The sequence below is a fragment of the Stenotrophomonas sp. GD03930 genome, from assembly GCF_029839665.1.
GTDB lineage: Bacteria > Pseudomonadota > Gammaproteobacteria > Xanthomonadales > Xanthomonadaceae > Stenotrophomonas > Stenotrophomonas forensis.
The window spans coordinates 258,397-283,150 of record NZ_JAOCAV010000003.1 but is presented as its reverse complement, the minus strand read 5'-3'; the positions used below and the strand labels follow the sequence as shown (position 1 = coordinate 283,150).

Here is a 24,754-nt window from a genome sequence, read left to right as displayed (position 1 = left end):
TTGCGTGCGGTCGTTCCTATTCCCACGGTGACGCATGAATTTCCACGAATACCAGTCAAAACAACTGCTTGCCGAGTACGGCATCCCGGTCCCGGCCGGCAAGGTCGCTGCGACCCCGGACGAAGCGGTTGCCGCTGCCAACTCCCTGGGCCAGGGCCCCTGGATGGTCAAGGCGCAGATCCACGCTGGCGGCCGCGGTAAGGCTGGCGGCGTCAAGTTCTGCAAGACCACCGACGACGTGAAGGCCGCTGCGGCCAAGATGCTCGGCACCAAGATGGCCACCTACCAGACCGCAGGCGTTGAACTGCCGGTCAACCTGGTGCTGGTGACCACCGCCGGCGAGATCGTCAAGGAACTGTACCTGTCGGTGCTGGTCGACCGTGGCACCAAGACCATCACCTACATCGCCTCTTCGGAAGGCGGCGTGGAAATCGAGCAGGTTGCGGCTGAAACCCCGGAGCTGATCCACTCGCTGAACGTCGACTTCGTCGAAGGCGTGCAGGGTTACCACGGCCGTGATTTCGGCTTCAAGCTGGGCCTGACCGCCAAGCAGGCCGGCCAGTTCGCCAGCATCATGGTGAACCTGTACCGCCTGTTCAACGAAAAGGACCTGGCCCTGGTTGAAATCAACCCGCTGGCCATCCTGGACGACGGCAACCTGTACGCGCTGGACGGCAAGTTCGACAGCGACGACAACGCCGCGTTCCGCCAGAAGGCGCTGGTCGCCATGCGCGACAAGACCCAGGAAGATCCGACCGAAGTGATCGCTTCGGAGCTGGACATCAACTACGTCACCATGGACGGCAACATCGGCTGCATGGTGAACGGCGCCGGCCTGGCCATGGCCACCATGGACGTCATCAAGCTCAACGGCGGCGAGCCGGCGAACTTCCTGGACGTGGGCGGCGGTGCCAACAAGCAGCGCGTCATCGAAGCCTTCAAGCTGATCCTGTCCTCGGACAAGGTCGAAGGCATCTTCGTCAACATCTTCGGCGGCATCGTCCGCTGCGACATGATTGCCGAAGGCATCATTGCCGCCGTGAAGGAAGTGGGCGTCAAGGTTCCGGTCGTGGTGCGCCTGGAAGGCACCAACGTGGAAGAAGGCAAGCAGCTGCTGCGCGACAGCGGCATGGCCATCATCCCGGCTGACAACATCAACGATGGCGCCAAGAAGATCGTTGAAGCTGTCAAGAACGCCGCCTGATACCGACACCAAGGAATTCCAATGTCTGTTTTGATCAACAAGAACACCAAGGTGATCGTGCAGGGCTTCACCGGCCAGCAGGGCACCTTCCACGCCACTCAGATGATCGAGTACGGCACCCAGGTTGTGGGCGGCGTGACCCCGGGCAAGGGTGGCACCACCCATATCGACCTGCCGGTCTTCAACACCGTTGCCGACGCCGTGCAGAGCACCGGCGCCAACGCTTCGGTCATCTACGTGCCGCCGCCGTACGCCGCTGACGCGATCCTGGAAGCCGCTGCTGCCGGCATCAAGGTCATCGTCTGCATCACCGAAGGCATCCCGGTGCTGGACATGCTGCGCGTCAAGAACGTGCTGACCCGTTCGCATCCGGACACCGTGCTGATCGGGCCGAACTGCCCGGGCGTCATCACCCCGGGTGAGTGCAAGATCGGCATCATGCCGGGCCACATCCACCAGCCGGGCAAGATCGGCATCGTGTCGCGTTCGGGCACCCTGACCTATGAAGCGGTCAAGCAGACCACCGAAGTCGGCCTGGGCCAGTCCACCTGCATCGGCATCGGTGGTGACCCGATCAACGGCCTGAACTTCGTCGACTGCCTGAAGCTGTTCAACGAAGACCCGCAGACCGAAGGCATCATCATGGTCGGCGAAATCGGCGGTGACGCTGAAGAAGCCGGCGCCGAGTACATCAAGAACCACGTGAAGAAGCCGGTCGTCGGTTTCATCGCCGGTGCGTCGGCTCCGGCCGGCAAGCGCATGGGCCACGCCGGTGCGATCGCCTCGGGTGGCAAGGGCACGGCGGAAGGCAAGTTCGCCGCCATGGAAGCCGCTGGCGTCGTCACCGTGCGTTCGCCGGGCGACCTGGGTGCTGCCATCGCCAAGCTGGTGAAATAAGATCGACTGCCTCCGGCAGACGATTCTGTAGAGCCGGCCGCTGGCCGGCTGCTTGAAACAGAAAGGCCGCCCCCGGGCGGCCTTTCTGCGTCGGGTGTCCAGGTCATCCGGGCAACCCCATCCACGCATGGCGTGGATCTGCTGGGCAGGGTGCGTACACGGTGCGGCGCTACAATGGGCGCATTGCAACCACAGGCTGGATTCCCATGGCTTCGATCCGCATCGCGATGGCGCAGTTCGACTTCCCGGTCGGCGATGTCGCCGGCAATACCGAGCGCATCATCGAGATGATCGGCCAGGCGCGCGACGAGTACGGCGCCGAGCTGGTGATGTTCCCCGAGCTGGCCGTGAGCGGTTACCCGCCGGAGGACCTGCTGCTGCGCCCGGGCTTCCTGTACGAGTGCGAGCAGGCGATGGGCCGCATTGCCGCCGCCTGCCGCGGCATCACCGCCGTGGTCGGTTGGCCGCAGGCCGCCGGCGCGGTGGTCTACAACGCCGCCAGCGTGCTGCGCGATGGCCTGGTCGAGCAGACCTACCGCAAGCGCGAGCTGCCCAACTATGCGGTATTCGACGAGCGTCGCTACTTCGATGTGGACCCGGACGGCGGCAGCTGCGTGTTCGAGGTCAATGGCGTTCCGGTGGGGCTGCTGATCTGCGAGGACCTATGGTTTGCCGAACCGCTGGCCGATACCGTGCGCGCCGGTGCGCAGCTGGTGGTGGTCCCCAATGCGTCGCCCTATGAGCGTGGCAAGCACGCCCAGCGCGACGCCGTGCTGGCCGCACGCACCCGCGAGAGCGGGGCGGCGATCGCCTACCTCAATGTGGTGGGGGGGCAGGATGCGCTGGTGTTCGATGGCGCTTCGGTAGTGGCCGATGGCGACGGCAACGTGCACCCGGCGGCCGCTGCCTTCGTCGACCAATGGCTGGTGGTGGACTACGACGGCCAGAGCCGTCGGTTCCTGCCGCACGTGTGGATGGACGACGGCGACGAGAGCATGGACGCGCTGGCCTGGCGTGCGGTGACGCGCGGCATCCAGGACTACTGCCGCAAGAACGGCTTCAAGAAGGTGTGGCTGGGCCTGTCCGGCGGCATCGACTCGGCCCTGGTGCTGGCGCTGGCGGTGGATGCGATGGGCGCGGAGAACGTGACCGCGGTGCGCCTGCCGTCGCGCTATACCGCTGGCCTGTCCAACGACCTGGCCGCCGAGCAGTGCCAGGCGCTGGGGGTGAAGCTGGAAGCGGTGTCGATCGAGCCGGCGTTCAAGGGCCTGATGGAATCGCTGGCGCCGATGTTCGAAGGCACCACGCCGGACGTGACCGAGGAGAACCTGCAGTCGCGCAGCCGCGGCGTGATCCTGATGGCGCTGGCCAACAAGTTCGGCGGACTGCTGCTGACCACCGGCAACAAGAGCGAGTACGCGGTGGGCTACGCCACCATCTACGGCGACATGTGCGGGGGCTATGCGCCGCTGAAGGACCTGTACAAGACCGAAGTGTTCGGCCTGTCCAAGTGGCGCAATACCGTAGGTGGCGCGCCGGTGATCCCGCCGGCGGTGATCAGCCGCCCGCCGTCGGCCGAACTGCGCGAGAACCAGCTGGACCAGGATTCGCTGCCGGCCTACGACGTGCTGGACGGCATCCTGTACCGCTACATCGATCAGGAGCAGTCGCGCGGGGAGATCGTGGCCGCCGGCTACGATGCGGCCGTGGTCGACCGCGTGCTGCGCCTGGTGCGCATCAGCGAGTGGAAGCGGCACCAGGCCGCGCCGGGGCCGAAGGTCTCGCGCCGCGCCTTCGGCCGTGAGCGTCGCTACCCGATCAGCAACGGCTACAAGGGCTGAGGCAGGGGCGCCGGGCGTGGCCCGGCCGATGGCTGGAGCCGGCCACTGGCCGGCTGTTGCATGACCCTCAGACAGGCCATCGGGTTGCCGGCCAGCGGCCGGCACTACCGCAACAAAAGAAGAGGGCCCCTTGCGGGGCCCTTTCTTATTTCTTTTCCAGTCGCGCGTTGCGCTGGCCGGTGCTGGCGGACTTCTCGCCGGCGAACGGGTTCAGCTTGCGGATCATCCACGGGTACTTCGGCCACTTGCCTTCCAGCCACGGGTGGTCCGGCTGGTTCAGCTGCAGGACGCGGCGGGCGTCGTCGGCCAGGGTCTTGTTGCCCAGGTGGGTGTAGGAATCGGCCAGGACGGCGACGGCATCGTACTGGAACGCGCTCTGCGGGTAGGTTTCCAGCAGGTAGTTGGCGCGGCCGGCCGCCGAGACCCAGGCGCCGCGGCGCATGTAGTACAGGGCGTTGTCCAGCTCGTGCTGGGCAAACACGTCACGCAGTTCCAGCATGCGGCTGCGCGCATCGGCGGCATAGCGGCTGTTCGGGTAGCGGTCGACCACGATGTTGAAGTCCGAATACGCCTGATGCGGCGTGGACAGGTCGCGGCGGCTGGCGTCCAGCGACCATACGCGTCGCAGGAAAACCGTACTGCGGTTGGAGTTGGCAAGACCGCGCAGGTAGTACAGGTACGCGATGTTGCGGTGGGTCGGGTAGGTGCGGATGAAGCGGTCGATGCTGGACACCGCATCGTCGTGCTTGCCGGCCTTGTACTGGGCGTAGGCGGTTTCGATCATCGCCTGCTCGGTATAGGGACCGTACGGATACTGGGCCACCAGGCGGCGGAAGCTGGTCTCAGCACCGCTCCAGTTGCCACCCTGCATCAGCTTGTGGCTCTTCTCGTACAACTGTTCGACCGGCGTCCCTTCATCGGGGCGATCGCCCTTCTTGGCGCCACGGTGGCAGCCGGTGGCGGCGATGACCAGCACCAGCAGCAGGGCGGTGAGGCGGACGGGCGCAGAGAGCATGGCGGAGCGTCGGATCATGGGGTCGAGGCGGGACGCGGCTGGAATACGAAGGGTCGATGATAGCCTAGTGTCCTGTCCAGCGACTGAAACCGGCCGCCGGGACCCCAAAATTTCAAAGAATGCCCCCTGCCATGTCTGAACAACCCTCTGAATCGGCCCGCCAGGCCATCGTCCCCGACACCGCGGCCGGCCGTCGTTTCGACGCCGTCGTGGCCGAACTGTTCCCCGAATACTCGCGTTCGCGCCTGACCGAGTGGATCAAGGCGGGCGACGTCCTGCTGGATGGCGCCCAGGTGCGCCCGCGCGACCCGCTGCGCGGCGGCGAGGTGGTCACCCTCACGGTGGTGCTCGAGACCCAGACCGACGCCCAGCCGGAGGACATCCCGCTGGACGTGCTGTTCGAGGACGAGCACCTGCTGGTGATCAACAAGCCGGTCGGGCTGGTGGTCCACCCCGGCGCGGGCAACCACAGCGGCACCCTGGTCAATGCCCTGCTGTTCCGCGACCCGTCGGTGGCGGTGCTGCCGCGTGCCGGCATCGTGCACCGCCTGGACAAGGACACCAGCGGCGTGATGGTGGTGGCCAAGACCCTGGAGGCGCAGACCGCGCTGGTCGAGCAGCTGGCCGCACGCGACGTGCACCGGCAGTACCTGGCCATCGTGATGGGCGCACTGGTGGCCGGCGGCACGGCCGATGCGCCGATCGACCGCCACCCGCGCGACCGCCTGAAGATGGCCGTGCGCGAGGACGGCAAGGAAGCGATCACCCATTACCGCCTGCGCGAGCGTTTCCGTGCGCACACCGCGCTGGAGTGCCGCCTGGAAACCGGTCGTACCCACCAGATCCGCGTGCACATGGCGCATGTGCGCCACCCGATCATCGGTGATCCGCTGTACGGCGGCGCGCTGAAGCTGCCCAAGGGCGCCAGTGACGAGCTGGTGGCCGCGCTGCGCGGCTTCAAGCGCCAAGCCCTGCATGCCGAAACCCTGGAGTTCACCCACCCGATCACCGGCGAGCCGGTGCGCAACACCGCACCGGTGCCGGAAGACATGCTGCACCTGATGAAGGTGCTGCGCGAAGACAGCGAAGCCTTCGCCGCACGCGAGCGGGACCGCTGGTGATGGCGGCCGCGCTGCCGTTGCTGCAGGCCGACTGGCCAGCGCCAGCAGGCGTCCATGCGCTGACCACGCGCCGGCATGGCGCGGGCATCTCGCCGGCGCCGTTCGCGCAGTTCAACCTGGGCAACCGGCACGCGGCCGATGGCGATACCCCGGCCAATGTCGAGCACAACCGCCAGCTGCTGCAGCAGGGATTGGCGCTGCCGTCCGCGCCGCATTGGCTGCGCCAGGTGCACAGCAGTACCGTGCTGCGCTTCAACGCACCACCGGTGCCGGGCGCCAGTGAGCCGGTGGCCGACGCCGCGGTGACTTCGGTGCCGGGCGTGGTGCTGGCGATCCTGACCGCCGATTGCCTGCCGGTGGTGTTCGCCGCTGCCGATGGCAGCGAGGTGGGCGCGGCCCATGCCGGTTGGCGCGGGCTGGCCGACGGCATGCTGGAGGCCACCGTGGCCGCCCTGCAGACCCCGCCCGCGCAGTTGCGGGCCTGGCTGGGCCCGGCCGCCGGGCCGGCCGACTACGAGATCGGCGAAGAGGTCTTCCACGCCTTTGTCGGGCATGACCCGGCTGCGGAGGCGGCTTTCGTGGCGACCCGGCCCGGGCACTGGAAGGTGGACCTGTTCGCCCTGGCCCGCCAGCGGCTGCAGGCCGCCGGCATGGACCCGGCGCAGGTGTATGGCGGCACGGTGTCGACCATGGCCGACACGGACCTGTACTCGCACCGGCGCGACCGTCGCACCGGACGCATGGCGACGCTGGCCTGGATCGCGCGCTGAGCACGCCCCTGTTCGCGCACGTGCTGGGGCCGGCCTTTGCCACTCTGGCAGTGCCGGTACAGGCGCTGCACGCCGCTGCGTTGCCGTGCCGCTACGTGGGGCAGTCGCGGATCGAGCGCGGACGGCACTGGCTGGTGCCGCTGCTGGCCGCCTTGGCGCAGTTGCCGAGGGAGGGCGAGGCACTGCCGACCGAAGTGGTGTTCAGTGCACACGGGCATGGCGAACGCTGGGCGCGCCGGTTCGGCCGCTGGCCGATGGTGTCGCGGTTGTGGGCGCACGAGGGCCATCTGCGTGAGCAGCTGGGCGCGGTGCGTTTCGAGTTCGACCTGCAGGCCCGCGAGGGCGGCATCGATTGGTCGGTGCGCCGGGTGTGGGCGTTCGGGGTGCTGCCGCTGCCCACGCGCTGGTTTGGCGGCGTGCGCTGCCGCGAAGCAGGGCAGGGGCAGCGTTACACTTTTCGGGTTGATGTGACCTTGCCCTGGGCAGGAGCCCTGATCCGCTATGACGGCTGGCTCGAACCGCAGTGAGACCACCGCCGACGGCGCGGTGATCGTGTTCGACGGTGTCTGCGCGCTGTGCAACCGGTGGGTGCGCTTCCTGCTGCGTTTCGATCCCAACGGGCGCTATCGCTTCGCGGCGATGCAGGGCACCCGGGGCAGTGCGCTGCTGCGCGCGCATGGACTGGATCCGCAGGACCCCAGGTCATTCCTGCTGCTGGATGCGCAGGGCGCATGGACCGACACCGACGCGATCCTGCGCGTGCTGGCCGGGTTGGGCGGCGCCTGGCGCCTGAGTGGTGTGCTGCGTGTGCTACCGCGAAGCTGGCGCGACGCGGCCTATCGCGTGCTGGCGCGCAACCGCTACCGCTGGTTCGGGCGGCATGACGCCTGCCTTTTGCCGCCGCCAGAACAGGCCGCGCGCTTCCTGGATTGAACAAAAAGGGGACGGAGGGAATCAAGTCGTTCATGCATACACGACTTGATTCCCTCCGTCCCCTTTTTTCAGTCGAGCAGTTGATAGGCGATGCGACGGTTCTGCGCGCGTCCGATGTCGCTGCGATTGTCGGCGACCGGCCAGTCCTGGCCGTAGCCCACCGCGACCAGCGAGGTGGCGGGGACGCCCAGGGACTGCAGCGCGTGTGATACCGCCTCGGCGCGCTGCTGGCTGAGCTGCAGGTTGGCTTGGGCGTGGCCGCGACCATCGGTGTGCGCGCCGATCTCAACACGCTTGCCGTCGGGCGCTCTGCGCAGCGCATCCGCGACGGCCTCCAGGGTCTGCCGCGAGTCGCCGGTCAACTCGGACGAACCGGCGTGGAACTTCAGCGTGGTCTGGTTCAGCGCTTCAATCCGCTGCGCGGCATCGGCGTGCGCCGGCAGCTGCGACAGCGCCGCCAGTCCCGGGCCCCACAGGCCGCTCATGTCCAGTGCCGGGAAGTCCTGGCGCAATCTGTGCGAGATGGCCAGCCGCTGCGCGTCCTCCATCAGCGATGTGTCGATGCGCAGCTGCGATCCGGCGAATTCCAGCCGCAGTCCGTCGCCCTGCAGCTGTGGAAGATCGGCAATCAGGCGATCCAGCCAGCGCGGCGCGCGTGCGCGTGGGTCCAGCGTTATCCCGCCCTGCACGTTCTGCCGGCCGTGTAGCGCCAGCAGCGTGCTCCAGATACGGCGACGATCCCCCTCGGTGGGCAGGTTGCCGTGCACCTGCATCTGTGTGCCGTGTTGCTGCAGGGACAGGCAGGCGTCGTGTTCGAGTGGAATGTCCGGCACCGTCCACAGGGGCATGCGGGCCTTCAGCTGCAGCCAGGTGGTGAGGCCGAGGACAACGACAATAGCCAGCAGCCACAACAGGCTGCGCACGGCCCTCCCATACATCGCGCGCAATGGCACCGTGCCGGTCATGCGCCGGGGCGATGGGCCCGCGATGCTGCGAGGGGCATGGGGGGAAGGCACCAGGCCGCCGGGCGCATCCATCAGCGCGACCACCCCCGGCAGAAGGTGGCAGGCGACCACCCTGAAAGCACCGGGTGACATGCCACAACGGTGCGCGATCATGGCCAGCGTGTGCGCCCCCAGCGCGCGTTCGAGCTCACTGGCGACGATGGGCAGCCGCATCGCTGCCGGTTGCCGCCAGGAATGAAAACGGGAGGCCAGGCCTGCCTGCTCAAACCGCTGCTGCAGACCGTCCAGGCCCTGGTGATGGGAGGTTATCCAGACGCTGATGACCTCCACCACCCAGCGGGCGCGATGGCCCAGCTCCAGGCGTGTTGCGGCATCTTCGATGAAACGGTCGTACGCAGACATACAGTGACTCCCCGGAATGTGATGTGCATCGCACCGCGCAGCGGGCGCGACGGATTGCGATATCTCTGGGGGCGCCACTCTGGGGAGCGCGCGTCAATGCATGGTGAAAGGCTGGCGGTGGTGCATCTTTCGTTCCGGCGGGCGATGCGGCAGAGCGTGCGGCAGGACACGATGAGGCCTTGTGCGACGCGAGCCTTACGTGCCTGCCCGGGACGGCTGGGACGGGCAGGGGCGCCATTCTGCTGTTCGGCGAATGGTTTCACGTGCACCTACTTTCGGGCTTAAAGCGACAATCTGCGAGCGCACATGGCGCTCCTCTGTCGCTTCATGGCTGGACTGGTGGCGCGATCCCTCAGTTCTCCAGCGCGTCCAGGTAGCTGCGCCGCCAGTGGTTGATGTCGTAGGTGCGCAGGTGGTCCATCATCGCGTGCCAACGCTCCTTGCGCCTGCGCAGCGACATCGTCGCAGCGGTGGCGATCGCATCGGCCACGCCGTCCAGGTCGTGTGGATTCACCAGCAGCGCCTGTTTCAGTTCATCGGCGGCACCGGCCAGCAGCGACAGCACCAGCACCCCGGGATCCTCCGGGTCCTGCGAGGCCACGTACTCCTTGGCCACCAGGTTCATGCCGTCGCGCAGCGGTGTCACCAGGCCCACCGCCGCCGCCCGGTAGAAGCCGGTGAGGGTGGCATGGGTGAAGTTCTGGTTGACGTAGCGCAGCGGTGTCCAGTCCGGCTCGGCGTGGCCGCCGTTGATGTGGCCGGCGATCTGTTCCAGCTGGCTGCGCAGTTGCCGGTACTCGGTGACATCGCCACGCGAGACCGGGGCGATCTGCAGGTAGGTCAGCGAGCCGCGCTGGTCGGGATGACGCTCCAGGTAGCGCTCGAAGCCGAGGAAGCGCTCGGGCAGGCCCTTGGAGTAGTCCAGGCGGTCGACACCGATCGCCAGCTGGCGGTCACGCAGGCTGTTGCGCAGATTCTTCACCGCGGCCTTGGTGGCGGCGGTGCCGGCCTGGCGCGCGATCAGGTCGGTGTCGATGCCGATCGGGAAGGCGGCTGCGCGGAAACGGCGCCCGCCGGGAGCTTCCAGTTCGCCGTTGTCGAGCACGCGGCCGCCGCCGAACAGGCGCAGGTAGGTCTGGAAGCGATCGGCGTCGCGCTGGGTCTGGAAGCCGACCAGGTCGCAGGCATACAGCGCGGAGAACAGCCGCAGGTGATCGGGCATGGCCTGCAGCAGGTCGGCCGAGGGCATCGGGATGTGCAGGAAGAAGCCGATGCGGCAGCCGATGCCGCGTTCGCGCAGCAGCGCACCGAGCGGGATCAGGTGGTAGTCGTGGATCCAGACGATGTCGTCCTCGCGCAGCAGCGGGGCGAGCTTGTCGGCGAACAGCGCGTTGACCTTGTGGTAGGTCTCGCGGGTGCCACGGTCGTAGTCGACCAGGTCCAGGCGGAAGTGCAGCAGCGGCCACAACGTGCGGTTGGCGAAGCCGTTGTAGTAACCGTCAACTTCGCGCTTGCTCAGGTCCAGGGTGACGAACTCGATGTCGCCGTCCTTCTGCGTGTGCAGCGTGCCACTGCCCTCGCGCACGCTCTTGCCGCTCCATCCGAACCACATGCCGCCGCGTTCCTTCAACGCGGCCAGCAGGCCGACCGCCAGGCCGCCAGCGCGGTTCTCGCCGGGCACCGCCACGCGGTTTGAAACCACTACAAGACGACTCACGATGCCTCCTGCCAGGACCGCGACAGGCGCATCGCGGCCGTGATCAGGCCGACGTGCGAATAGGTCTGCGGGAAATTGCCCCAGGCCTCGCCACTGTCGAACGCCAGATCCTCCGACAGCAGGCCCAGATGATTGCGTTGTTTCAGCAGCGTTTCGAACATCGCGCGCGCCTCGTCCAGGCGCCCGATCGCGGCCAGCGCGTCGATGTACCAGAACGTGCAGATGGTGAAGCTGGTTTCCGGCTCGCCGAAGTCATCCGGGGCGACGTAGCGGTACAGCGAATTGCCATGCTTGAGGTCGCGGCCGATGGCGTCGACGGTGGCGATGAAGCGGGCGTCCAGCGCATCGATGAAGCCGATGTCGGCCAGCAGCAGCAGCGAGGCATCCAGGCGATGGCCACCGAAGGTATCGGTGAAGTGGCCCAGCTCCTCGCTCCAGGATTCGGCCATGATGCGCGCGTGGATGGTGTCGGCACGTTCGCGCCAGTAGCGTGCGCGGTCGTCGCGCTTGAGGCGCACGGCGATCTTGCACAGGCGGTCGCACGCCGCCCAGCACATCGCGCTGGTGTAGGTGTGCACCTCGGTGCGGCCGCGGAATTCCCACAGACCCGCATCGGGTACGTCATGCAGGGCAAAGGCCTGTTCGCCCAGGGGTTCCAGGCGGGCGAAGGTGTGCGCGTCGCCCGGGTCCTGCAGGCGGCGGTCGAAGAACAGCTGCGTGGAGGCCAGCACCACGCTGCCGTATACATCGTGCTGGCGCTGCACCCAGGCCAGGTTGCCACGGCGCACCGGGCCCATGCCGCGATAGCCGGACAGGCTGGGCACTTCGTCCTCATCAAGTTTGGCCTCGAAGCCGATGCCGTACAGCGGCTGCAGCGTACCGTCGGTGGTGGCCAGGTTGAAGATGTAGCCGAGGAACTGTTCCATCGTGCGCGTCGCGCCCAGGCGGTTCAGCGCACGCACCACGAACGCGGCATCGCGCAGCCAGCAGTAGCGGTAGTCCCAGTTGCGCACGCTGCCCGGTGCCTCTGGAATGGAGGTGGTCATCGCCGCGATGATCGCGCCGCTGTCCTCGTACTGGCAGAGCTTCAGGGTGATCGCGCTGCGGATCACCGCGTCCTGCCATTCCAGCGGAATGGACAGGTAGCGCACCCACTCGCGCCAGTAATCGCGGGTGCGCTGGAAGGCTTCCTGCACATAGCCGCTGATCGAGCGGTTGAGTGATTCATCGACACCCAGGATCAGGTGGATGGGATGGTTGAGCACGAACGGCAGGCCCTCGCGTACGAAGCGCACCGGCACATCGGTGGTCAGCCGCAGCACGTGCTCGGGCAGGATCCAGCGCACGTGGTTGCTGCCCCAGGTGGACTCGGGCACGCGTGCGCCCCAGTCCGCCAGCGGCCGCGCACGCACCGTGATGCGTGGGCTGCCGGCCAAAGGGCGCACCTGCCGGATCAGGCTGACCGGGCGGTAGAAGCGGTCGTTCTGGCGCCAGCGCGGGGCGAAATCGAGGATTTCCAGTTCGCCACCGTGCGCGTCGCGCAGCACGGTGCGCAGGATCGCGGTGTTGGTCAGGTACTCCTGCTCGCTGCTGGCGAAGTCTTCCAGCTCGATGGCGAAGTCGCCACCGGTCTGCTGGTTGGGGCCGAGCAGGGCGCAGAAGGTGGGATCGCCGTCGAAGGTGGGCAGGCAGCTCCAGACAACGCGGGCATGTTTGTCGACCAGGGCGCCGAAGCTGCCGTTGCCGACCACGCCCAGATCAAGATCGGGTTGGGTCATCACGCGGTACATCTCGTCGGTTGCGGCCGTGGGGGTGGCCGGGTCAATAGGCATTCTCACGCAGCCAGGCGTGCACGCTGCGTATGTCGGGCAGTGCGAACACCGCCGCGCTGGGTTCACGTTCGCCCACCAGCACGCTCCAGCCATGCTGGCCGTTGGCGGCGTCGAAGCCGAATTCGTCGGTGAGGTCATCGCCGAGAAACACGGGCAGGCGCCCGCGGAACGGCAGGTACTGCATCATGCGGCGCACCGCGCGGCCCTTGTCGGTACCCACCGGGACGAACTCGACCACATGGTCGCCCGGCTGCAGGCGATAGCTGGTACGGCCGCGCACGTGGCGGTCGGCGAAGGCACGCACCTCGCTGGCCGCGTGCGGAGCGCCGCGCCAATGCAGCGCCAGGCCGACGCCCTTGTCTTCCACCAGTACGCCGGGATGGCCATGGGCGAAACGCATCGCCTGCTGGTGCAGGGCGTGCAGCCACTCGGCGGTATCGTCGTCGTGCGCGTCGCGCAGCACGCGGCCGTCCTGGGCGCGCAGTTCGTGGCCGTGCAGGCCGGCGGCAGGCAGTTGCAGCGGTGCAAACAGCTGGTCCAGCTGTTCAAGCGGGCGACCACTGACCAGTGCCACGGCACCTTCCAGGCGGTCGCTGATGCGGCCGATGGCTTCACGCACATCCGGCAGCAACTGCACGGCATCCGGGCGTGCAGCGAATTCGATCAGGGTGCCGTCGACATCGAGGAACAACGCGCAGGCGTCGTCCAGCAATGGCGGTGGCGGACGCAGGGGAAGCGGTTCAGCCATGACGCCCAGCTTGCCAGCGTGGGCGTGTACGTGGGGTCGAGGTCAGGCTACGAATCGGGGTAGTGCCGGCCGCTGGCCGGCAACTTCATGGCCCATGGATGCACCTGGCGGTTGCCGGCCAGCGGCCGGCACTACCGGACCGGTGAGTCAGAACGTGTAGCGGACGCGGCCGTAGTAGTACGCGCCGTTGCTGCCGATCGGCGACAACACGTCATACGGCAGGTTGCCGAAGTAGTGGATATCGCTGTTGGATCGATCCGGGTAGTTGTCGGTCAGGTTCTGGCCGCCGATGGCCACGCTCCAGCGCGGGGTGATGCGGTACTCCACTTCCGCATCCAGCTGCCATTCGGCCTGGTAGGTCTGGCGCGGGATGTAGCCATCACCGAAGTTGAACACGCGGGTGGCGCTGCCGTAGCGGTTCACGCGGGTGCTCAGCGACCAGTGATCATTGCTCCATGCGGCCGAGAAACTGCCGCGCGTACGCGGGGTGGCGTCGGTGAGGGTGTTGGTCTCTTCAATGCCGAACAGCACGTAGTCCGGGTTCAGTGCACGCAGCTGTGCCGGCGTGGCCAGCACGTTCTTCAGCGTGGTCTTGGTGTACGCATAGGTGCCGGTCAACAGCAGCTGGCCATCGCCCAGCGACTGGCGCCAGTTGCTCACCAGCTCGGCGCCGCGGGTGCGGGTGTCGGCGGCGTTGACGAAGAAGCTGGCGCTCTGCAGGCCGCTGACGCCGAAGTTGGCCGCCACGTAGTCGGTCAGCGCATCGCCGGTGATGCTTTCCGACAGTGCGATGCGGTCATCAATGTCGATCTGGAAGAAGTCCAGCGACAGGTCGAAGTGCTCGCCGATGCGGCTGGTGAAGCCCAGCGAGGTGTTGATCGACTTTTCCGGCTTCAGGTTCTGCGCACCCAGGCCGCGCGCGATCGGATTGTTGACCGACAGCAGGCGCCCCTGCACCAGCTGGCCGCCGGCGTTGTAGCCGGTGGAGGTGGATTCGTAACCGATCTGCGCCAGTGACGGTGCACGGAAGTTGTTGGAGATCGCGCCGCGCAGCGCGAAGGCCGGAGTGAATTCGTAGCGCAGGCCGAGCTTGCCGGTCAGTTCGCCGCCGAAGTCGTCGTTGTGCTCGTAGCGCGCAGCCAGGTCGGTGGAGAACTTCTCGCCGAACTGGCTGGACAGGCTGGCATAGGCGCTGGCCACGTCGCGCGACAGGTTTGCCGCATCCTGCGGGGTCAGGCCGCCACCGGCCTGCGAACCGGTCGGGCGGTCGGTGTACGGGCCGGCGGCGTAGCTGGCCGGGTCACCCGGACGGGTCTGGTAGCGCTCGTGGCGTGCTTCCACGCCAAGGCCCAGCGTGTGGCTGATGCTGTCGCTCTGGGTGAATACACGGCTCAGGTCGAGGTTGCCCACCGTCTGCGCGTACTGGTAATCGGCGGTCTTGAAGCGGGTCGGGCTGGTCGGGCCCAGCGAGGCGTTGAGCGAATCACGCAGGCGGTAGGTGAAGTCGTTCTGGCCGTAATCCAGGCTGCCGTCATAGCTCCACTCGCCCCATTGGCCGCGCACGCCGGCCACGGCCTGCACGTCGCGGTTCTCGCCCTCGGAGATCGGCCGGTAGCCGTTCGGATAGACCTGCTTCCAGTTGGCATCGCCATCGGGGTAGCGGAAGTAGTTCGCGCCTTCGGTATCGCGCTGGTTGAAGGTGCCGAACGCGTAGAAGGTCGAGGTCTGGCCCACCGGAATCTCGGTGTTCAGCCACAGGTTGATGTCCTTGCTCTTGCCATCGCCCAGCACGTAGTTGCGCTTGCCCTGCAACGCCAGGTTGTCCGGGGTCTGGTCCCACGGCGGAATCTGGTCGAAGCCGGCGCGGTTGGTGCCGTTGCGGTGCTTGTACTCCAGGCCGACGCGCAGGAAGCCACCGTCCTCGCCCAGCGCGGTGCCGACCTTGGCGCTGATGTTGCCGGTCTGGCCATCGGTGAGGGTGCGCCCGATCGGCTTGAGGTCGGTGTGGTTGGCGCCGTAACTGGCTTCGATCTCGCCACCGTCGCCACCGTTGTCGAGGATCACGTTGATCACGCCGGCCACGGCATCCGAGCCATACAGCGCACCGGCGCCATCGCGCAGCACTTCGATGCGCTTGATCGCACTGACCGGAATCGAGTTGAAGTCGACCGGGGTGGTGCCCTTGCCGATCTTGCTGTCGGTGTTGACCAGCGCGGTGTGGTGGCGGCGCTTGCCATTGACCAGGACCAGCACCTGGTCCGGCGACAGGCCGCGCAGCTGCGCGGCGCGCACGTGATCGGCGCCGCCGGAGTTGGACTGGCGCGGGAAGTTGAACGACGGCAGCAGCGCCTGCAGCGCGCTGCCCAGTTCACCGTTGACCACGCCGGCCTTGCGGATGTCCTCGGCAGTGAGCACGTCCACTGGCGAGGTGGATTCGAGCACGGTGCGGTCGGCGGCACGGGTGCCGGTGACGATCACCGTATCGAGGTTGGTGGCGTCCTGGGCCAGGGCGGGGACGGCGGCGGAGGAGAGCGCGATGGCGATGGCGAGGCCGAGCGGCGACGCGGGCAGGCGGGCGGACATGGGGGCTCCAGCAACAACGACGACGGGGAAGGGGGAGATGGTTTCACTTACATCCATCCGGATGAAGCGATATATTATCTTCGCGTGATGACCGCTGCCGATGCAAGCCCCTGCCGGTCCGGCATGAGCTGATGCCCTGCCGGCATCAGCACGCCGGGCCGGTGGCGCTGTACGCTGCCGGCTCGCCCTGTCCCCCCCATTTGCCCGGAGCTGTACCGATGAAACACCTTGGCCTCGTCTTTGCCGTGCTGCTGGCTACCAGCGGCTGCGCCAGCCTCTCTTCGCAGGCGCCCAGTGCGTATGCCACGGCCACCACCGCCGAACTGCAGGGCGATGCGGCACGCCCGTCCGACGGCCACGGCTGGGTGCGCAGCGAGCTGTATTTCGGCGTGGGCGAAGAGCAGGGCGCAGGCAGCCGTCCGCAGGCCGACACCATCAGCGAGGCGCAGTGGCGCGCGTTCTTGGACAAGGAAGTGACCCCGCGCTTCCCGGATGGCCTGACCGTGTTCGATGCCTACGGCCAGTGGCTGTTCCGCGGCGATGCTTCGCCCAACCGCCTGCGCACCAAGGTGCTGGTGGTGCTGCACGAGGACACCCCGCAGCGCCGGGCCGACATCGAGGCGATCCGCCTGGCGTGGAAGCAGCAGACCAGGCATCAGTCGGTGCTGTGGTCGCGGCAGCCGGTCGAGGTATCGTTCTGAGTTGAAGGTGCCGCCGCGGTGCCGCAGGGAGCGATGATGGATTACAGGGAGTGGGTGCTGGGCGTGGTGCTGGCTGGCGTGCTGGCACCGTCGGCGCAGGCGGGCGGGGACGGCGGCGAAACCCTGCGGTTCCAGGTGGCCGCTCACGTGCAGGCGCACGCCGATCCGCAGCAGGACGGCAACATCGCGGTTCAGCTTTCGCCGTCGGGCAAGCGCCAGACGCTGGCCGGCGCGGCGGATGCGGACGGCAACTCGCGGTGGGGTCTGGAGGACGTCGACTTCGATGGCTATCCGGAACTGATCGCACGCGCATCGGTGGGCATGGTCAATGAAGCGGTGGCGGTGTACCGCTTTGATCCGGCCAGTGGCGGGTTCCGTGCGCTGCGGGCTGAAACCCATGGCAAGGACAGCTGCGGTGACCTGATGGGGCTGACGGTCGATCGTGCGAGTCGCACCCTGACCAGCAGCTGCCGCAGTGGCCCGATGTGGTACGCCGACCAGTACCGGTTTGCAGGTTCGAAGCTCTATCTGTACCGCGCCGAGAGCGTATTGATGCTGGGCGACACGCTGAACGCCGCGCTGCATTGGGAACAAAGCGACGAGCAAGGGCCACTGGCGGTCTGGCGGACCTATGACCCCGCTGGAAAAGTACGTGAGAGCGCCATCGCCGATGGCCTGGGCGCACCGCCCGACGGGCCGCTGCGCGGTCAGCAGGCAACGGTGGTGCCAGCGCGCCTGTTCCTGTTCGACAGGCCCGGCGCGTCCAGCACCCCGCGTTACCTGGTGCAGGGCGACCGTGTGGAAATGCTGGATGAACAGGACGGCTGGATGAAGCTGCGCTACCAGAATCCCAAGCACGGCGCGGTGCTGGGCTGGATCAACGTCAACGATTGACCGGACATCCGTCCGCAGTTTGCACATCGAGGTGATGCGCAATTTGCCCACGGAGGCATCACTTCGCCGGGTCTAGCCTCGGACGTTCCCCCGTTCGAGGATGTATCCGATGAGCAAGCGCGTGGCCGAGATTGTGGTGGACACCCTGCAGCAGGCAGGCGTCCGCCGCTGTTATGGCATCGTGGGCGATACGCTCAACCATGTGACCGATGCGATGCATGGCAGCGACATTGCCTGGGTGCACGTACGCCATGAGGAAGTGGCCGCGTTCGCCGCCGGTGCCGATTCGCTGGTGAGTGGCGAACTGACCGCCTGTGCCGGCTCCTGTGGCCCCGGTGGCCTGCATTTCATCAATGGCATCTTCGAAAGCAACCGCAATCGTGCGCCGATGGTGCTGATCGCCAGCCAGATCGTCACCAGCGAATTGGGCATGGAGTTCCCGCAGGAAGTGGATTTCAAGGCGGTGTATGGCAGCTGCACGGTGTTCTGCGAACAGGTGCACAGCCCCGCGCAGGCGCGGCGCGTGGTGGCGCTGGCCTGCCAGGCCGCGATCAGCCGCCGCGGCGTGGCGGTGGTGATCCTGCCGGCCGACATCAGCGAGGCCGACGTGAAGCACGATGTACCGTTCTCGGTGCATTACACCCAGCCGGTGCTGCGCCCGTCCGATGCAGAACTGCAGCGCATCGCCGAGCTGCTGGGGCAGGGCAGGCGCATCGGCATCTATGCCGGCGCGGGCTGCCAGGGCGCACACCCGCAGCTGCTGGAACTGGCGCGGCGCCTGCAGGCGCCGGTCGCGCACACCTCGCGCGCCAAGGATTTCGTCGAGCCCGACAACCCCTTCAACATGGGCATGACCGGGATCTTCGGCATCGAGTCGGGCTTCCACACGCTGATGGAGTGCGACACGTTGCTGCTGCTCGGTGCCGATTTCGCGTGGGGCCAGTTCTATCCGGACAAGGCCACGATCATCCAGGTCGACCGCGACGGCAGCCATCTGGGCCGCCGCCATCCGGTGAACCTGGGCGTGGTCGGTGACATCGCGCCTACGCTGGACGCCTTGTTGCCGATGCTGCCGCCGCGCGAGGACAGCAGTTTCCTGGACGAATGCATCGAGCGCCGCGACAAGGCGCTGAAGAAGCGCGAACAGGAAGAGCAGCCGGGCGAGGGCGAGCTGATCCATCCACAGCACCTGACGGCGTTGTTGTCCAAATACGCGACGGACGACGCGCTGTTCACCGCCGACGGTGGCTCACCGATGGTGTGGGTGCTGCGGCATATCCGGGTCAACGGCCGCCGCCGTACGCTGACCAGCCTGTTGCACGGCACGATGGCCAACGCGATGCCACAGGCGCTGGGCCTGCAGAAGGCGTTCCCGGGGCGGCAGGTGATCTCGTTGTCCGGCGACGGCGGCCTGGCGATGCTGCTCGGCGACCTGCTGACCGCCGTGCAGGAAAACCTGCCGATCAAGGTGGTGGTGTACAACAACGGCTCGCTGAATTTCGTCGAGCTGGAACAGAAGGTGGAGGGCCTGCTGGACAATTACACCGACCTGAAGAACCCGGATTTCGGCCGCCTGGCCGAGGTGATCGGCTTCCATGGCCGAACCGTTACCCGCAGCGAGGATCTGGAAGAGGCGGTGCAGGACTTCCTGTCGCAGCGCGGCCCGGCGCTGCTGGATGTGCATACCAGCCGCGCGGAGCTGGTGATGCCGCCGCAGATCGAGGCGAAGCAGGTCGCGGGTACCGCGCTGTATGCGGCCAAGGCGGTGTTGAACGGCCGCTTCGACGATGTGAAGCATCTGCTGGTGGACAACTTTCTGAAGAAGTAGGGTGGGCGATGCAGGGCTGCGCCCTGCACCCGCTACGAGCCGGAGCCAGAGCAGAAGCGGGTTTCCTGAGGGATGGCGGGGTGGGTCCGGTTGCGGGGGACGCCGTAAACCCGTCCCTGGGGGCTTGGCCGCGGCATCCATGCCGCGGACTGATCTGGCTCCCCGTGGGCGGACGCCAAGAAGCGATACTTTGATCGCACTGGGAGGTCCCTTATGTCCCGTATCACCCGTCGTAGCTACACCGATGAGTTCAAGCACCAAGCCGTGGAGCTGGCCGAGTCGCTCGGCCCAGCCGCAGCGGCCCGCCAATTGGAAATGTCCGTCAAAACGCTGGCAAATTGGATTGACGCGGTCCGTGCTGGCCGGTCGTTGACCTCTGAGGCCCGCAGGCCGGCCACTGATCTGGAAAGCGAGATCAGCCGCCTTCGGGCCGAGAACGCCAATCTGAAGATGGAGCGGGAAATCCTAAAAAAAGCGGCGGCGTTCTTTGCCAGAGAGTCCAAGTGAGGTACGCCTTCGTCGCCAGTCAAAGGACTCGCTACCCGACCAGGTTGCTGTGTCGGCTTCTCGGGGTTTCTGTCTCTGGATTCCATGACTACCTGCGCCGCCAGTGTGCCCAAACGTGCGATGTCGATTCGGCCCTTCGTACCGAGCTTCGGGCCATCCATGTGGCCAGCAAACGCAGTTATGGGCGGCGTCGGCTGGTCAGGGCCTTACGAGCCAGGAATCATCTAGTCGGCCACAAGCGCGTGGCACGGTTAATGGCCGAGGAGCGAATCCAGGGCAAGACCAAAGGCCGATTCCGGCCCAAATCCTCCGGCGGCTCATCTCAGCTCGCCCCCAACCTGCTGGATCGGCAATTTGCCCCCGGAACCGGACCGACGGCGTGGGTCGGGGATATCACGTATGTCCCCACCCGCCAGGGATGGCTGCATCTGGCCGTGGTCATCAGCGTCCAGACCCGGCAGGTGCTGGGCTACAGCGTTTCCAAGCGCTTGACTGAAGAACTGGTAGTGAAAGCATTTGCCAATGCCTGGGCTCTGCATCCACAACGACCTGGCCTGATCTTCCATTCCGATCGTGGCGGGCAGTACTGGGGGAACGAGTTTCGCCAGCTGCTGCAGTCCCATGACGTGGTCCAAAGCATGAGCCGGCCTGGCAATTGCTGGGACAACGCCTTGGCCGAGAGCTTCTTTGCGACGCTCAAGACAGAAGAGGCTGCCGAGCCTTACGCCAGTAAGGAACAAGCCAGCCAGTCCATCGCTGCTTACATCCACGGCTTCTACAATCCAGCCCGGCTACACTCGGCGCTGGGCTACCACTCGCCTAACAACTACGCCCGGCAGCTCCGGGCTGCCGCCTGACACGGCTTCATGGCGTCCGTTTTCAGGGAGCCAGATCAGACACCCCCGCAACCGGACCCACCCCGCCTTCGACAGTTTTCTGCGATCTGTCGGTAGATCCACGCCATGCGTGGATGAGCGAAAGAGTGTTCGGAATGATCTTCTGTAGAGCCGAGCCATGCTCGGCTCAGAGCGAAGCGACCCGCTTTTGCTTTTGATCTTTTGATTCTCTTCCGTGGCTGGCACGCGCAGGAAACTGTCAGGGGCCGGGCGGATAGGTGGCGCGGGGGTGTCCGCGGCATGGATGCCGCGGCCAAGCCCCCATGGATGGGTTTACGGCGTCCCCCGCGCCACCTATCCGCCCGGCCCAGCCGAGGAAAGCGCTGTTCGTGCCCCAGCCACGAGGGGCCCCCGCCGTTGGCTGGAACCCATCATTCCATGACGGAATTGGCGCGCCGGCCCCGCTGGGCCTACCATCGGCGGTCCCCACCCCCACCGCCCCTTCCATGTCCGCTCCCGCTTCCGCCGCACCGCGTCGCTGGTTCGTTGCCGGCGACTTCAACGGCTTCTTCGGCCTGGTCGTCGACAACCTCTCCATCCTCGGCTTCATCGCCATGGCCCTGGTCGGGATCTTCCAGTTCCCCGCCGACGTGGTGTTCGGCCGCATGTTCCCCGGCACCGCCTTCGGCGTGCTGGTCGGCAACCTGCTGTACACCCTGATGGCGCGACGGCTGGCCGCGCGCACCGGCCGCGACGATGTCACCGCCATGCCGCTGGGCCTGGACGCGCCGACCAGCATCGGCATGGCCCTGCTGGTGCTCGGCCCGGCCTTCATCGCCTTCAAGCAGCAGGGCCTGGACCCGCATGCCGCCGGCATCGCCACCTGGCAGCTGGGCATGGCCGCGCTGGTCATCATGGGCGTGCTGAAGTTCGTGCTGTCGTTCTTCGGCGAAGCGGTCACCCGCGCACTGCCACGTGCTGCGCTGCTGGGATCCATCGCCGGCATCGCGCTGGTGCTGATGGGCCTGCTGCCGCTGCTGGAAACGCTGCGCTCGCCGCTGGTCGGCTTCACCACGCTGGGCCTGCTGCTGTACGTGCTGATTGCCAAGGGCAAGCTGCCGGTGCGTGGCCCGGGCGTGCTGCTGGCCTTCGTGTTCGGCACCGTGCTGTATTACGGCCTGGGCCTGGCCGGGCTGGGCGCGCCGGGCTTCCATGTGCCGGCGTGGGTGCCGCCGCAGGTGGTGCTGCCGCTGCCGACGCTGGGTTTCCTCGAGGGCCTGCCCACCGCGATGACCTACCTGCCGCTGCTGCTGCCGTTCGGCCTGCTGATGGTGGTAGGCGGCATCAACGTGTCCGAAAGCGCACGCGCGGCCGGTGATGACTACCGCACCCGCGACATCCTGCTGGTGGAAGCGGTGGCCACGCTGGTGGCCGGTGTCTGCGGCGGCGTTGCGCAGACCACGCCGTACATCGGCCAGCCGGCCTACAAGCACATGGGCGCGCGCAGCGGCTATACGCTGCTGACCGGCCTGTTCGTCGGCATCGGCGGCATGCTCGGCATCATCTCCGGGCTGGTGCAGTGGCTGCCGCTGGCGGTGCTGGCGCCGATCATCGTGTACGTGGCCATCGACATCACCACCCAGGCCTTCCAGGCCACGCCGCGCCACCATACCGGTGCGATGGTGTTCGGTTTTCTGCCGTCGGTGGCGTACCTGCTGGCGATCAAGGCCCCGGGCTGGATCGCGCCGGACCAGCTGCCGCAGTTGCTGACCAAGCTGGACGGCCACGGCCTGCCGGAACTGGCGGTGATCTTCACCCTCGGCAACGGCTTCATCATCACCTCGATGCTGTGGATCTCGGCAGTGGCGGCGATGGTCGATGGTCGCCTGCGCCGCGCCTGCGGTTTCCTGCTGGTGGCGGCGCTGTTGACCCTGTTCGGCCTGATCCACTCGGTGGACCCGCGCGGTGGCATCTACCTGCCATGGGACCTGGACGGGCTGGCGCGCATCATCAGCTGGCAGTTCGCGGGCGCCTATGTGGCGCTGGCGCTGCTGCTGGGGCTGTTGTCGATGAAGAAGCAGGCGGTGAAGCCGCTGGACGGGAAAAGCTGACACCACGGTAGTGCCGGCCGCTGGCCGGCATGCTCATGGACCGCGGGCGCATCGTGCGGTTGCCGGCCAGCGGCCGGCACTACCGTTCTGCATCGAGTTCCGGGTAATGGCGGAAGATGCCGTTGGTATTGAACGCCAGCCGCCGTTCCGAAGCCAGATAGGCGGCGATGTTCGGCCGCTTCGCCACACGCTCGTGTAGCGCACGCAGCAGGGGCAGGGTGGGCGCCAACGCCTGCATCCGCCGCGGGAACATGTAGTCCAGCCCACTCAGCAGCTGGAACAGCGACAGGTCCACATAGGAGTGCTCGCGCAGGGCATGGCGGCCGCCGTTGGCGGCCAGCACCTGTTCGAAATGGCCGAGGAACTTCGGCAGTCGTTCACCACGCAGTGAAGCCGCACGCGCCTTGGCCTCGGTCTTCTGCTCTTCGTAGTATTTCGACGCGGCGATCGGATGGTGGGTGTCATGCACCTCGGCCACCAGGTCGGCGATGGTCAGCTGCAACTGCAGCGCCTGCATCCGCCGCGAAGCCGCCTGTGGCACCAGGTCCAGGGTCGGACCGAGAAAATCCAGGATGGCCGCCACCTGCGCGATCACCTGGCGGCCCGCCTTCAGGAACGGCGGTGCGAAGGGCAGTGCTCCCTCGCTGTTTCCATCGAGGAACGGCTGCATCACCGCATCGCCATGCACCCGCGCCATGTCGATGTAGTCGGCGGCGGCATCTTCCAGCGCCAGTCGCACGAATTCACCCCGGCCCTGGATGCCCGTCCAGTAGTACAGCACGTACTGCATGACAGCGTCTCCGCACGACAAGGCCCCCAGCCTCGCGCACGCTGTGCAAAGCAGGCGTGAGCGTGGCGCATGCGCAGGCCCCAACCCCAACGGCAGCGGAACAGGGAGGGAACCCATGGAAATCAACCGGGTCACACCTTGTCCATGCAGGTGAACAACGAGGGACTGCATCATGCAGAGTGGAAAGGCGGTATGGCCCTGGGTGCTGGGCGTGGTGGTGATCGGTGGCGCGGGGGGCTGGTTGTTCCGCGATCAGCTGAAAAGCCTGGCAGACGGTGTGGTGTCGGTACCGGTGCAGTCAGCTCCCGCCAGCAGCGGTGCACCGCCACAACCGAAGGCAGCCGCAGCGCCTGCGCCAGCACCCCCGCCGATCAAGCATCCGCTGGATACCGGGGACGCGGCCGACCCGGCGCTGCCGAGGCTGGCTGAAAGCGATGCCGCCGCCTGGGGCGCGCTGAGCCAGCTGTTCCAGGGCGAGGGGCCGTTGACCCTGCTGCTGCGCGACCACTTGATCCAGCGCCTGGTCACCCAGGTCGACAACCTGGACAAGCCCAGCGTGCCGCCGACCGCACTGGCCGCGCGCCCGCTGCCCGGCAGCCTGCAGGTCGAGCCCGGTGAGGGCGGCGAACGCATCGCCGCCAGCAACGCAGCGCGCTATGCGCCCTACGTGCAGGCGTTCACTGCGCTGGACCCGGCGGCAACGGCGGCTGCGTACAAGCGCTTCTATCCGCTGATCCAGCAGGCCTACGTCGACCTGGGCCGGCCCCAAGGCTATTTCAACGACCGCCTGGTCGCGGTGATCGACCATCTGCTGGACACGCCGGAACTGGCCCAGGCGCCGCGGGTGGAACGCGATGAACGCGGCCGCTACCGCTTTGTCGATCCCACGTTGCAGTCGAGGTCGATCGGCCAGAAGGCGCTACTGCGCATGGACCCGGCACAGGCACGGGCGATCAAGCGGCAGCTGCAGGCGATCCGCGGTGCCATCGCTCGCGGCTGAAAGCTGAAGACGGCAGGGGCAAGTGTCATCGCCAGCGTGATACGGTCGCGGTCAGGTAG

At 67.0% G+C, this 24,754-nt stretch carries 21 protein-coding genes; 14 read left to right on the top strand and 7 right to left on the bottom strand.

Annotation, left to right across the window (positions count from 1 at the left end):
• Positions 1-34: 34 nt before the first annotated feature.
• From sucC to N5C18_RS16945, 3 genes are all read left to right on the top strand, one after another.
• Positions 35-1,204: an ADP-forming succinate--CoA ligase subunit beta gene (gene sucC, locus N5C18_RS16955; protein WP_004154430.1), complete on the top strand. Its 1,170-nt coding sequence runs from the start codon at positions 35-37 to the stop codon at positions 1,202-1,204.
• A 21-nt stretch (positions 1,205-1,225) separates the two neighbouring features.
• Entirely contained in the window at positions 1,226-2,101 is an 876-nt protein-coding gene (sucD, locus tag N5C18_RS16950) for a succinate--CoA ligase subunit alpha (protein ID WP_005410793.1), read from the top strand.
• Positions 2,102-2,307: 206 nt separating this feature from the next.
• Positions 2,308-3,942: an NAD+ synthase gene (locus N5C18_RS16945; protein ID WP_279945193.1), complete on the top strand. Its 1,635-nt coding sequence runs from the start codon at positions 2,308-2,310 to the stop codon at positions 3,940-3,942.
• Between the two features lie 145 nt (positions 3,943-4,087).
• Here the strand turns inward: N5C18_RS16945 and N5C18_RS16940 are convergent, their stop codons facing one another.
• Positions 4,088-4,975 (bottom strand): outer membrane protein assembly factor BamD, encoded by an 888-nt coding sequence (locus tag N5C18_RS16940; protein WP_004154436.1) that lies wholly within the window; start codon positions 4,973-4,975, stop codon positions 4,088-4,090.
• A gap of 113 nt (positions 4,976-5,088) precedes the next feature.
• Between N5C18_RS16940 and rluD the strand changes: the two genes are divergently transcribed.
• The 4 genes from rluD to N5C18_RS16920 are packed head-to-tail and all read left to right on the top strand — an operon-like array spanning position 5,089 to position 7,781.
• Positions 5,089-6,078, top strand: coding sequence for a 23S rRNA pseudouridine(1911/1915/1917) synthase RluD (rluD, locus tag N5C18_RS16935; protein ID WP_080357259.1), 990 nt, complete (start codon positions 5,089-5,091; stop codon positions 6,076-6,078).
• On the top strand, positions 6,078-6,848 hold the full coding sequence (gene pgeF / locus N5C18_RS16930; RefSeq protein ID WP_279945192.1) for a peptidoglycan editing factor PgeF: 771 nt from the start codon (positions 6,078-6,080) through the stop codon (positions 6,846-6,848). Before rluD ends, pgeF begins: the two co-directional genes overlap by 1 nt.
• Positions 6,849-6,868: 20 nt before the next feature.
• Positions 6,869-7,375 carry a DUF4166 domain-containing protein gene (locus tag N5C18_RS16925; RefSeq protein ID WP_279945191.1) on the top strand — a complete coding sequence of 169 codons (507 nt, stop codon included), beginning with the start codon at positions 6,869-6,871 and terminating at the stop codon, positions 7,373-7,375.
• Positions 7,350-7,781, top strand: coding sequence for a thiol-disulfide oxidoreductase DCC family protein (locus tag N5C18_RS16920; RefSeq protein ID WP_279945190.1), 432 nt, complete (start codon positions 7,350-7,352; stop codon positions 7,779-7,781). Before N5C18_RS16925 ends, N5C18_RS16920 begins: the two co-directional genes overlap by 26 nt.
• A 68-nt stretch (positions 7,782-7,849) precedes the next feature.
• On the opposite strand, the gene N5C18_RS16915 is transcribed toward N5C18_RS16920, so the two are convergent.
• The 5 genes from N5C18_RS16915 to N5C18_RS16895 all read right to left on the bottom strand — a co-directional run bounded on the left by N5C18_RS16915 (position 7,850) and on the right by N5C18_RS16895 (position 16,028).
• Positions 7,850-9,148, bottom strand: coding sequence for an OmpA family protein (locus N5C18_RS16915; RefSeq protein ID WP_279945189.1), 1,299 nt, complete (start codon positions 9,146-9,148; stop codon positions 7,850-7,852).
• 352 nt (positions 9,149-9,500) lie between these two features.
• Complete coding sequence (gene otsA / locus N5C18_RS16910) at positions 9,501-10,865, bottom strand: alpha,alpha-trehalose-phosphate synthase (UDP-forming) (protein ID WP_279945188.1); 1,365 nt, start codon at positions 10,863-10,865, stop codon at positions 9,501-9,503.
• Positions 10,862-12,643 carry a glycoside hydrolase family 15 protein gene (locus N5C18_RS16905; RefSeq protein ID WP_274510965.1) on the bottom strand — a complete coding sequence of 594 codons (1,782 nt, stop codon included), beginning with the start codon at positions 12,641-12,643 and terminating at the stop codon, positions 10,862-10,864. The genes otsA and N5C18_RS16905 overlap by 4 nt, the downstream gene beginning before the upstream one ends.
• 43 nt (positions 12,644-12,686) lie before the next feature.
• Positions 12,687-13,445 carry a trehalose-phosphatase gene (otsB, locus tag N5C18_RS16900; RefSeq protein WP_053450603.1) on the bottom strand — a complete coding sequence of 253 codons (759 nt, stop codon included), beginning with the start codon at positions 13,443-13,445 and terminating at the stop codon, positions 12,687-12,689.
• A gap of 147 nt (positions 13,446-13,592) precedes the next feature.
• Positions 13,593-16,028: a TonB-dependent receptor gene (locus tag N5C18_RS16895; protein WP_279945187.1), complete on the bottom strand. Its 2,436-nt coding sequence runs from the start codon at positions 16,026-16,028 to the stop codon at positions 13,593-13,595.
• A 218-nt stretch (positions 16,029-16,246) separates the two neighbouring features.
• On the opposite strand from N5C18_RS16895, the gene N5C18_RS16890 reads away from it, so the two are divergent.
• The 6 genes from N5C18_RS16890 to N5C18_RS16865 all read left to right on the top strand — a co-directional run bounded on the left by N5C18_RS16890 (position 16,247) and on the right by N5C18_RS16865 (position 22,905).
• Positions 16,247-16,729, top strand: coding sequence for a DUF3574 domain-containing protein (locus tag N5C18_RS16890; protein WP_279945186.1), 483 nt, complete (start codon positions 16,247-16,249; stop codon positions 16,727-16,729).
• A gap of 36 nt (positions 16,730-16,765) precedes the next feature.
• The gene (locus N5C18_RS16885; RefSeq protein WP_279945352.1) at positions 16,766-17,623 is read left to right on the top strand and encodes an SH3 domain-containing protein; all 858 of its coding nucleotides are present in this window, start codon (positions 16,766-16,768) and stop codon (positions 17,621-17,623) included.
• Positions 17,624-17,732: 109 nt separating this feature from the next.
• Positions 17,733-19,451 carry a thiamine pyrophosphate-dependent enzyme gene (locus N5C18_RS16880; RefSeq protein ID WP_279945185.1) on the top strand — a complete coding sequence of 573 codons (1,719 nt, stop codon included), beginning with the start codon at positions 17,733-17,735 and terminating at the stop codon, positions 19,449-19,451.
• Between the two features lie 213 nt (positions 19,452-19,664).
• On the top strand, positions 19,665-19,958 hold the full coding sequence (locus tag N5C18_RS16875; protein WP_087921478.1) for a transposase: 294 nt from the start codon (positions 19,665-19,667) through the stop codon (positions 19,956-19,958).
• A complete protein-coding gene (locus tag N5C18_RS16870; RefSeq protein ID WP_279943796.1) occupies positions 19,955-20,815 on the top strand; it encodes an IS3 family transposase in 861 nt (286 codons plus the stop codon). The genes N5C18_RS16875 and N5C18_RS16870 overlap by 4 nt, the downstream gene beginning before the upstream one ends.
• Before the next feature lie 485 nt (positions 20,816-21,300).
• The gene (locus tag N5C18_RS16865; RefSeq protein ID WP_279945184.1) at positions 21,301-22,905 is read left to right on the top strand and encodes a hypothetical protein; all 1,605 of its coding nucleotides are present in this window, start codon (positions 21,301-21,303) and stop codon (positions 22,903-22,905) included.
• Between the two features lie 79 nt (positions 22,906-22,984).
• Here the strand turns inward: N5C18_RS16865 and N5C18_RS16860 are convergent, their stop codons facing one another.
• Complete coding sequence (locus tag N5C18_RS16860; protein WP_279945183.1) at positions 22,985-23,695, bottom strand: glutathione S-transferase; 711 nt, start codon at positions 23,693-23,695, stop codon at positions 22,985-22,987.
• A 172-nt stretch (positions 23,696-23,867) separates the two neighbouring features.
• Between N5C18_RS16860 and N5C18_RS16855 the strand changes: the two genes are divergently transcribed.
• A complete protein-coding gene (locus tag N5C18_RS16855; RefSeq protein ID WP_279945182.1) occupies positions 23,868-24,695 on the top strand; it encodes a DUF3014 domain-containing protein in 828 nt (275 codons plus the stop codon).
• The last annotated feature ends 59 nt before the right edge of the window (positions 24,696-24,754 follow it).

What these genes read in the sequence shown, in the direction of transcription:
- N5C18_RS16875 (WP_087921478.1), top strand. Translation starts at nt 19,665, where the DNA reads ATGTCCCGTATCACCCGTCGTAGCTACACCGATGAGTTCAAGCACCAA.
- N5C18_RS16920 (WP_279945190.1), top strand. Translation starts at nt 7,350, where the DNA reads ATGACGGCTGGCTCGAACCGCAGTGAGACCACCGCCGACGGCGCGGTG.
- N5C18_RS16905 (WP_274510965.1), bottom strand. Translation starts at nt 12,643, where the DNA reads ATGACCCAACCCGATCTTGATCTGGGCGTGGTCGGCAACGGCAGCTTC.
- pgeF (WP_279945192.1), top strand. Translation starts at nt 6,078, where the DNA reads ATGGCGGCCGCGCTGCCGTTGCTGCAGGCCGACTGGCCAGCGCCAGCA.
- N5C18_RS16865 (WP_279945184.1), top strand. Translation starts at nt 21,301, where the DNA reads ATGTCCGCTCCCGCTTCCGCCGCACCGCGTCGCTGGTTCGTTGCCGGC.
- N5C18_RS16895 (WP_279945187.1), bottom strand. Translation starts at nt 16,028, where the DNA reads ATGTCCGCCCGCCTGCCCGCGTCGCCGCTCGGCCTCGCCATCGCCATC.
- N5C18_RS16915 (WP_279945189.1), bottom strand. Translation starts at nt 9,148, where the DNA reads ATGTCTGCGTACGACCGTTTCATCGAAGATGCCGCAACACGCCTGGAG.
- N5C18_RS16885 (WP_279945352.1), top strand. Translation starts at nt 16,766, where the DNA reads ATGGATTACAGGGAGTGGGTGCTGGGCGTGGTGCTGGCTGGCGTGCTG.
- rluD (WP_080357259.1), top strand. Translation starts at nt 5,089, where the DNA reads ATGTCTGAACAACCCTCTGAATCGGCCCGCCAGGCCATCGTCCCCGAC.
- sucD (WP_005410793.1), top strand. Translation starts at nt 1,226, where the DNA reads ATGTCTGTTTTGATCAACAAGAACACCAAGGTGATCGTGCAGGGCTTC.
- N5C18_RS16880 (WP_279945185.1), top strand. Translation starts at nt 17,733, where the DNA reads ATGAGCAAGCGCGTGGCCGAGATTGTGGTGGACACCCTGCAGCAGGCA.
- N5C18_RS16940 (WP_004154436.1), bottom strand. Translation starts at nt 4,975, where the DNA reads ATGATCCGACGCTCCGCCATGCTCTCTGCGCCCGTCCGCCTCACCGCC.
- N5C18_RS16855 (WP_279945182.1), top strand. Translation starts at nt 23,868, where the DNA reads ATGCAGAGTGGAAAGGCGGTATGGCCCTGGGTGCTGGGCGTGGTGGTG.
- otsB (WP_053450603.1), bottom strand. Translation starts at nt 13,445, where the DNA reads ATGGCTGAACCGCTTCCCCTGCGTCCGCCACCGCCATTGCTGGACGAC.
- N5C18_RS16860 (WP_279945183.1), bottom strand. Translation starts at nt 23,695, where the DNA reads ATGCAGTACGTGCTGTACTACTGGACGGGCATCCAGGGCCGGGGTGAA.
- N5C18_RS16945 (WP_279945193.1), top strand. Translation starts at nt 2,308, where the DNA reads ATGGCTTCGATCCGCATCGCGATGGCGCAGTTCGACTTCCCGGTCGGC.
- N5C18_RS16890 (WP_279945186.1), top strand. Translation starts at nt 16,247, where the DNA reads ATGAAACACCTTGGCCTCGTCTTTGCCGTGCTGCTGGCTACCAGCGGC.
- sucC (WP_004154430.1), top strand. Translation starts at nt 35, where the DNA reads ATGAATTTCCACGAATACCAGTCAAAACAACTGCTTGCCGAGTACGGC.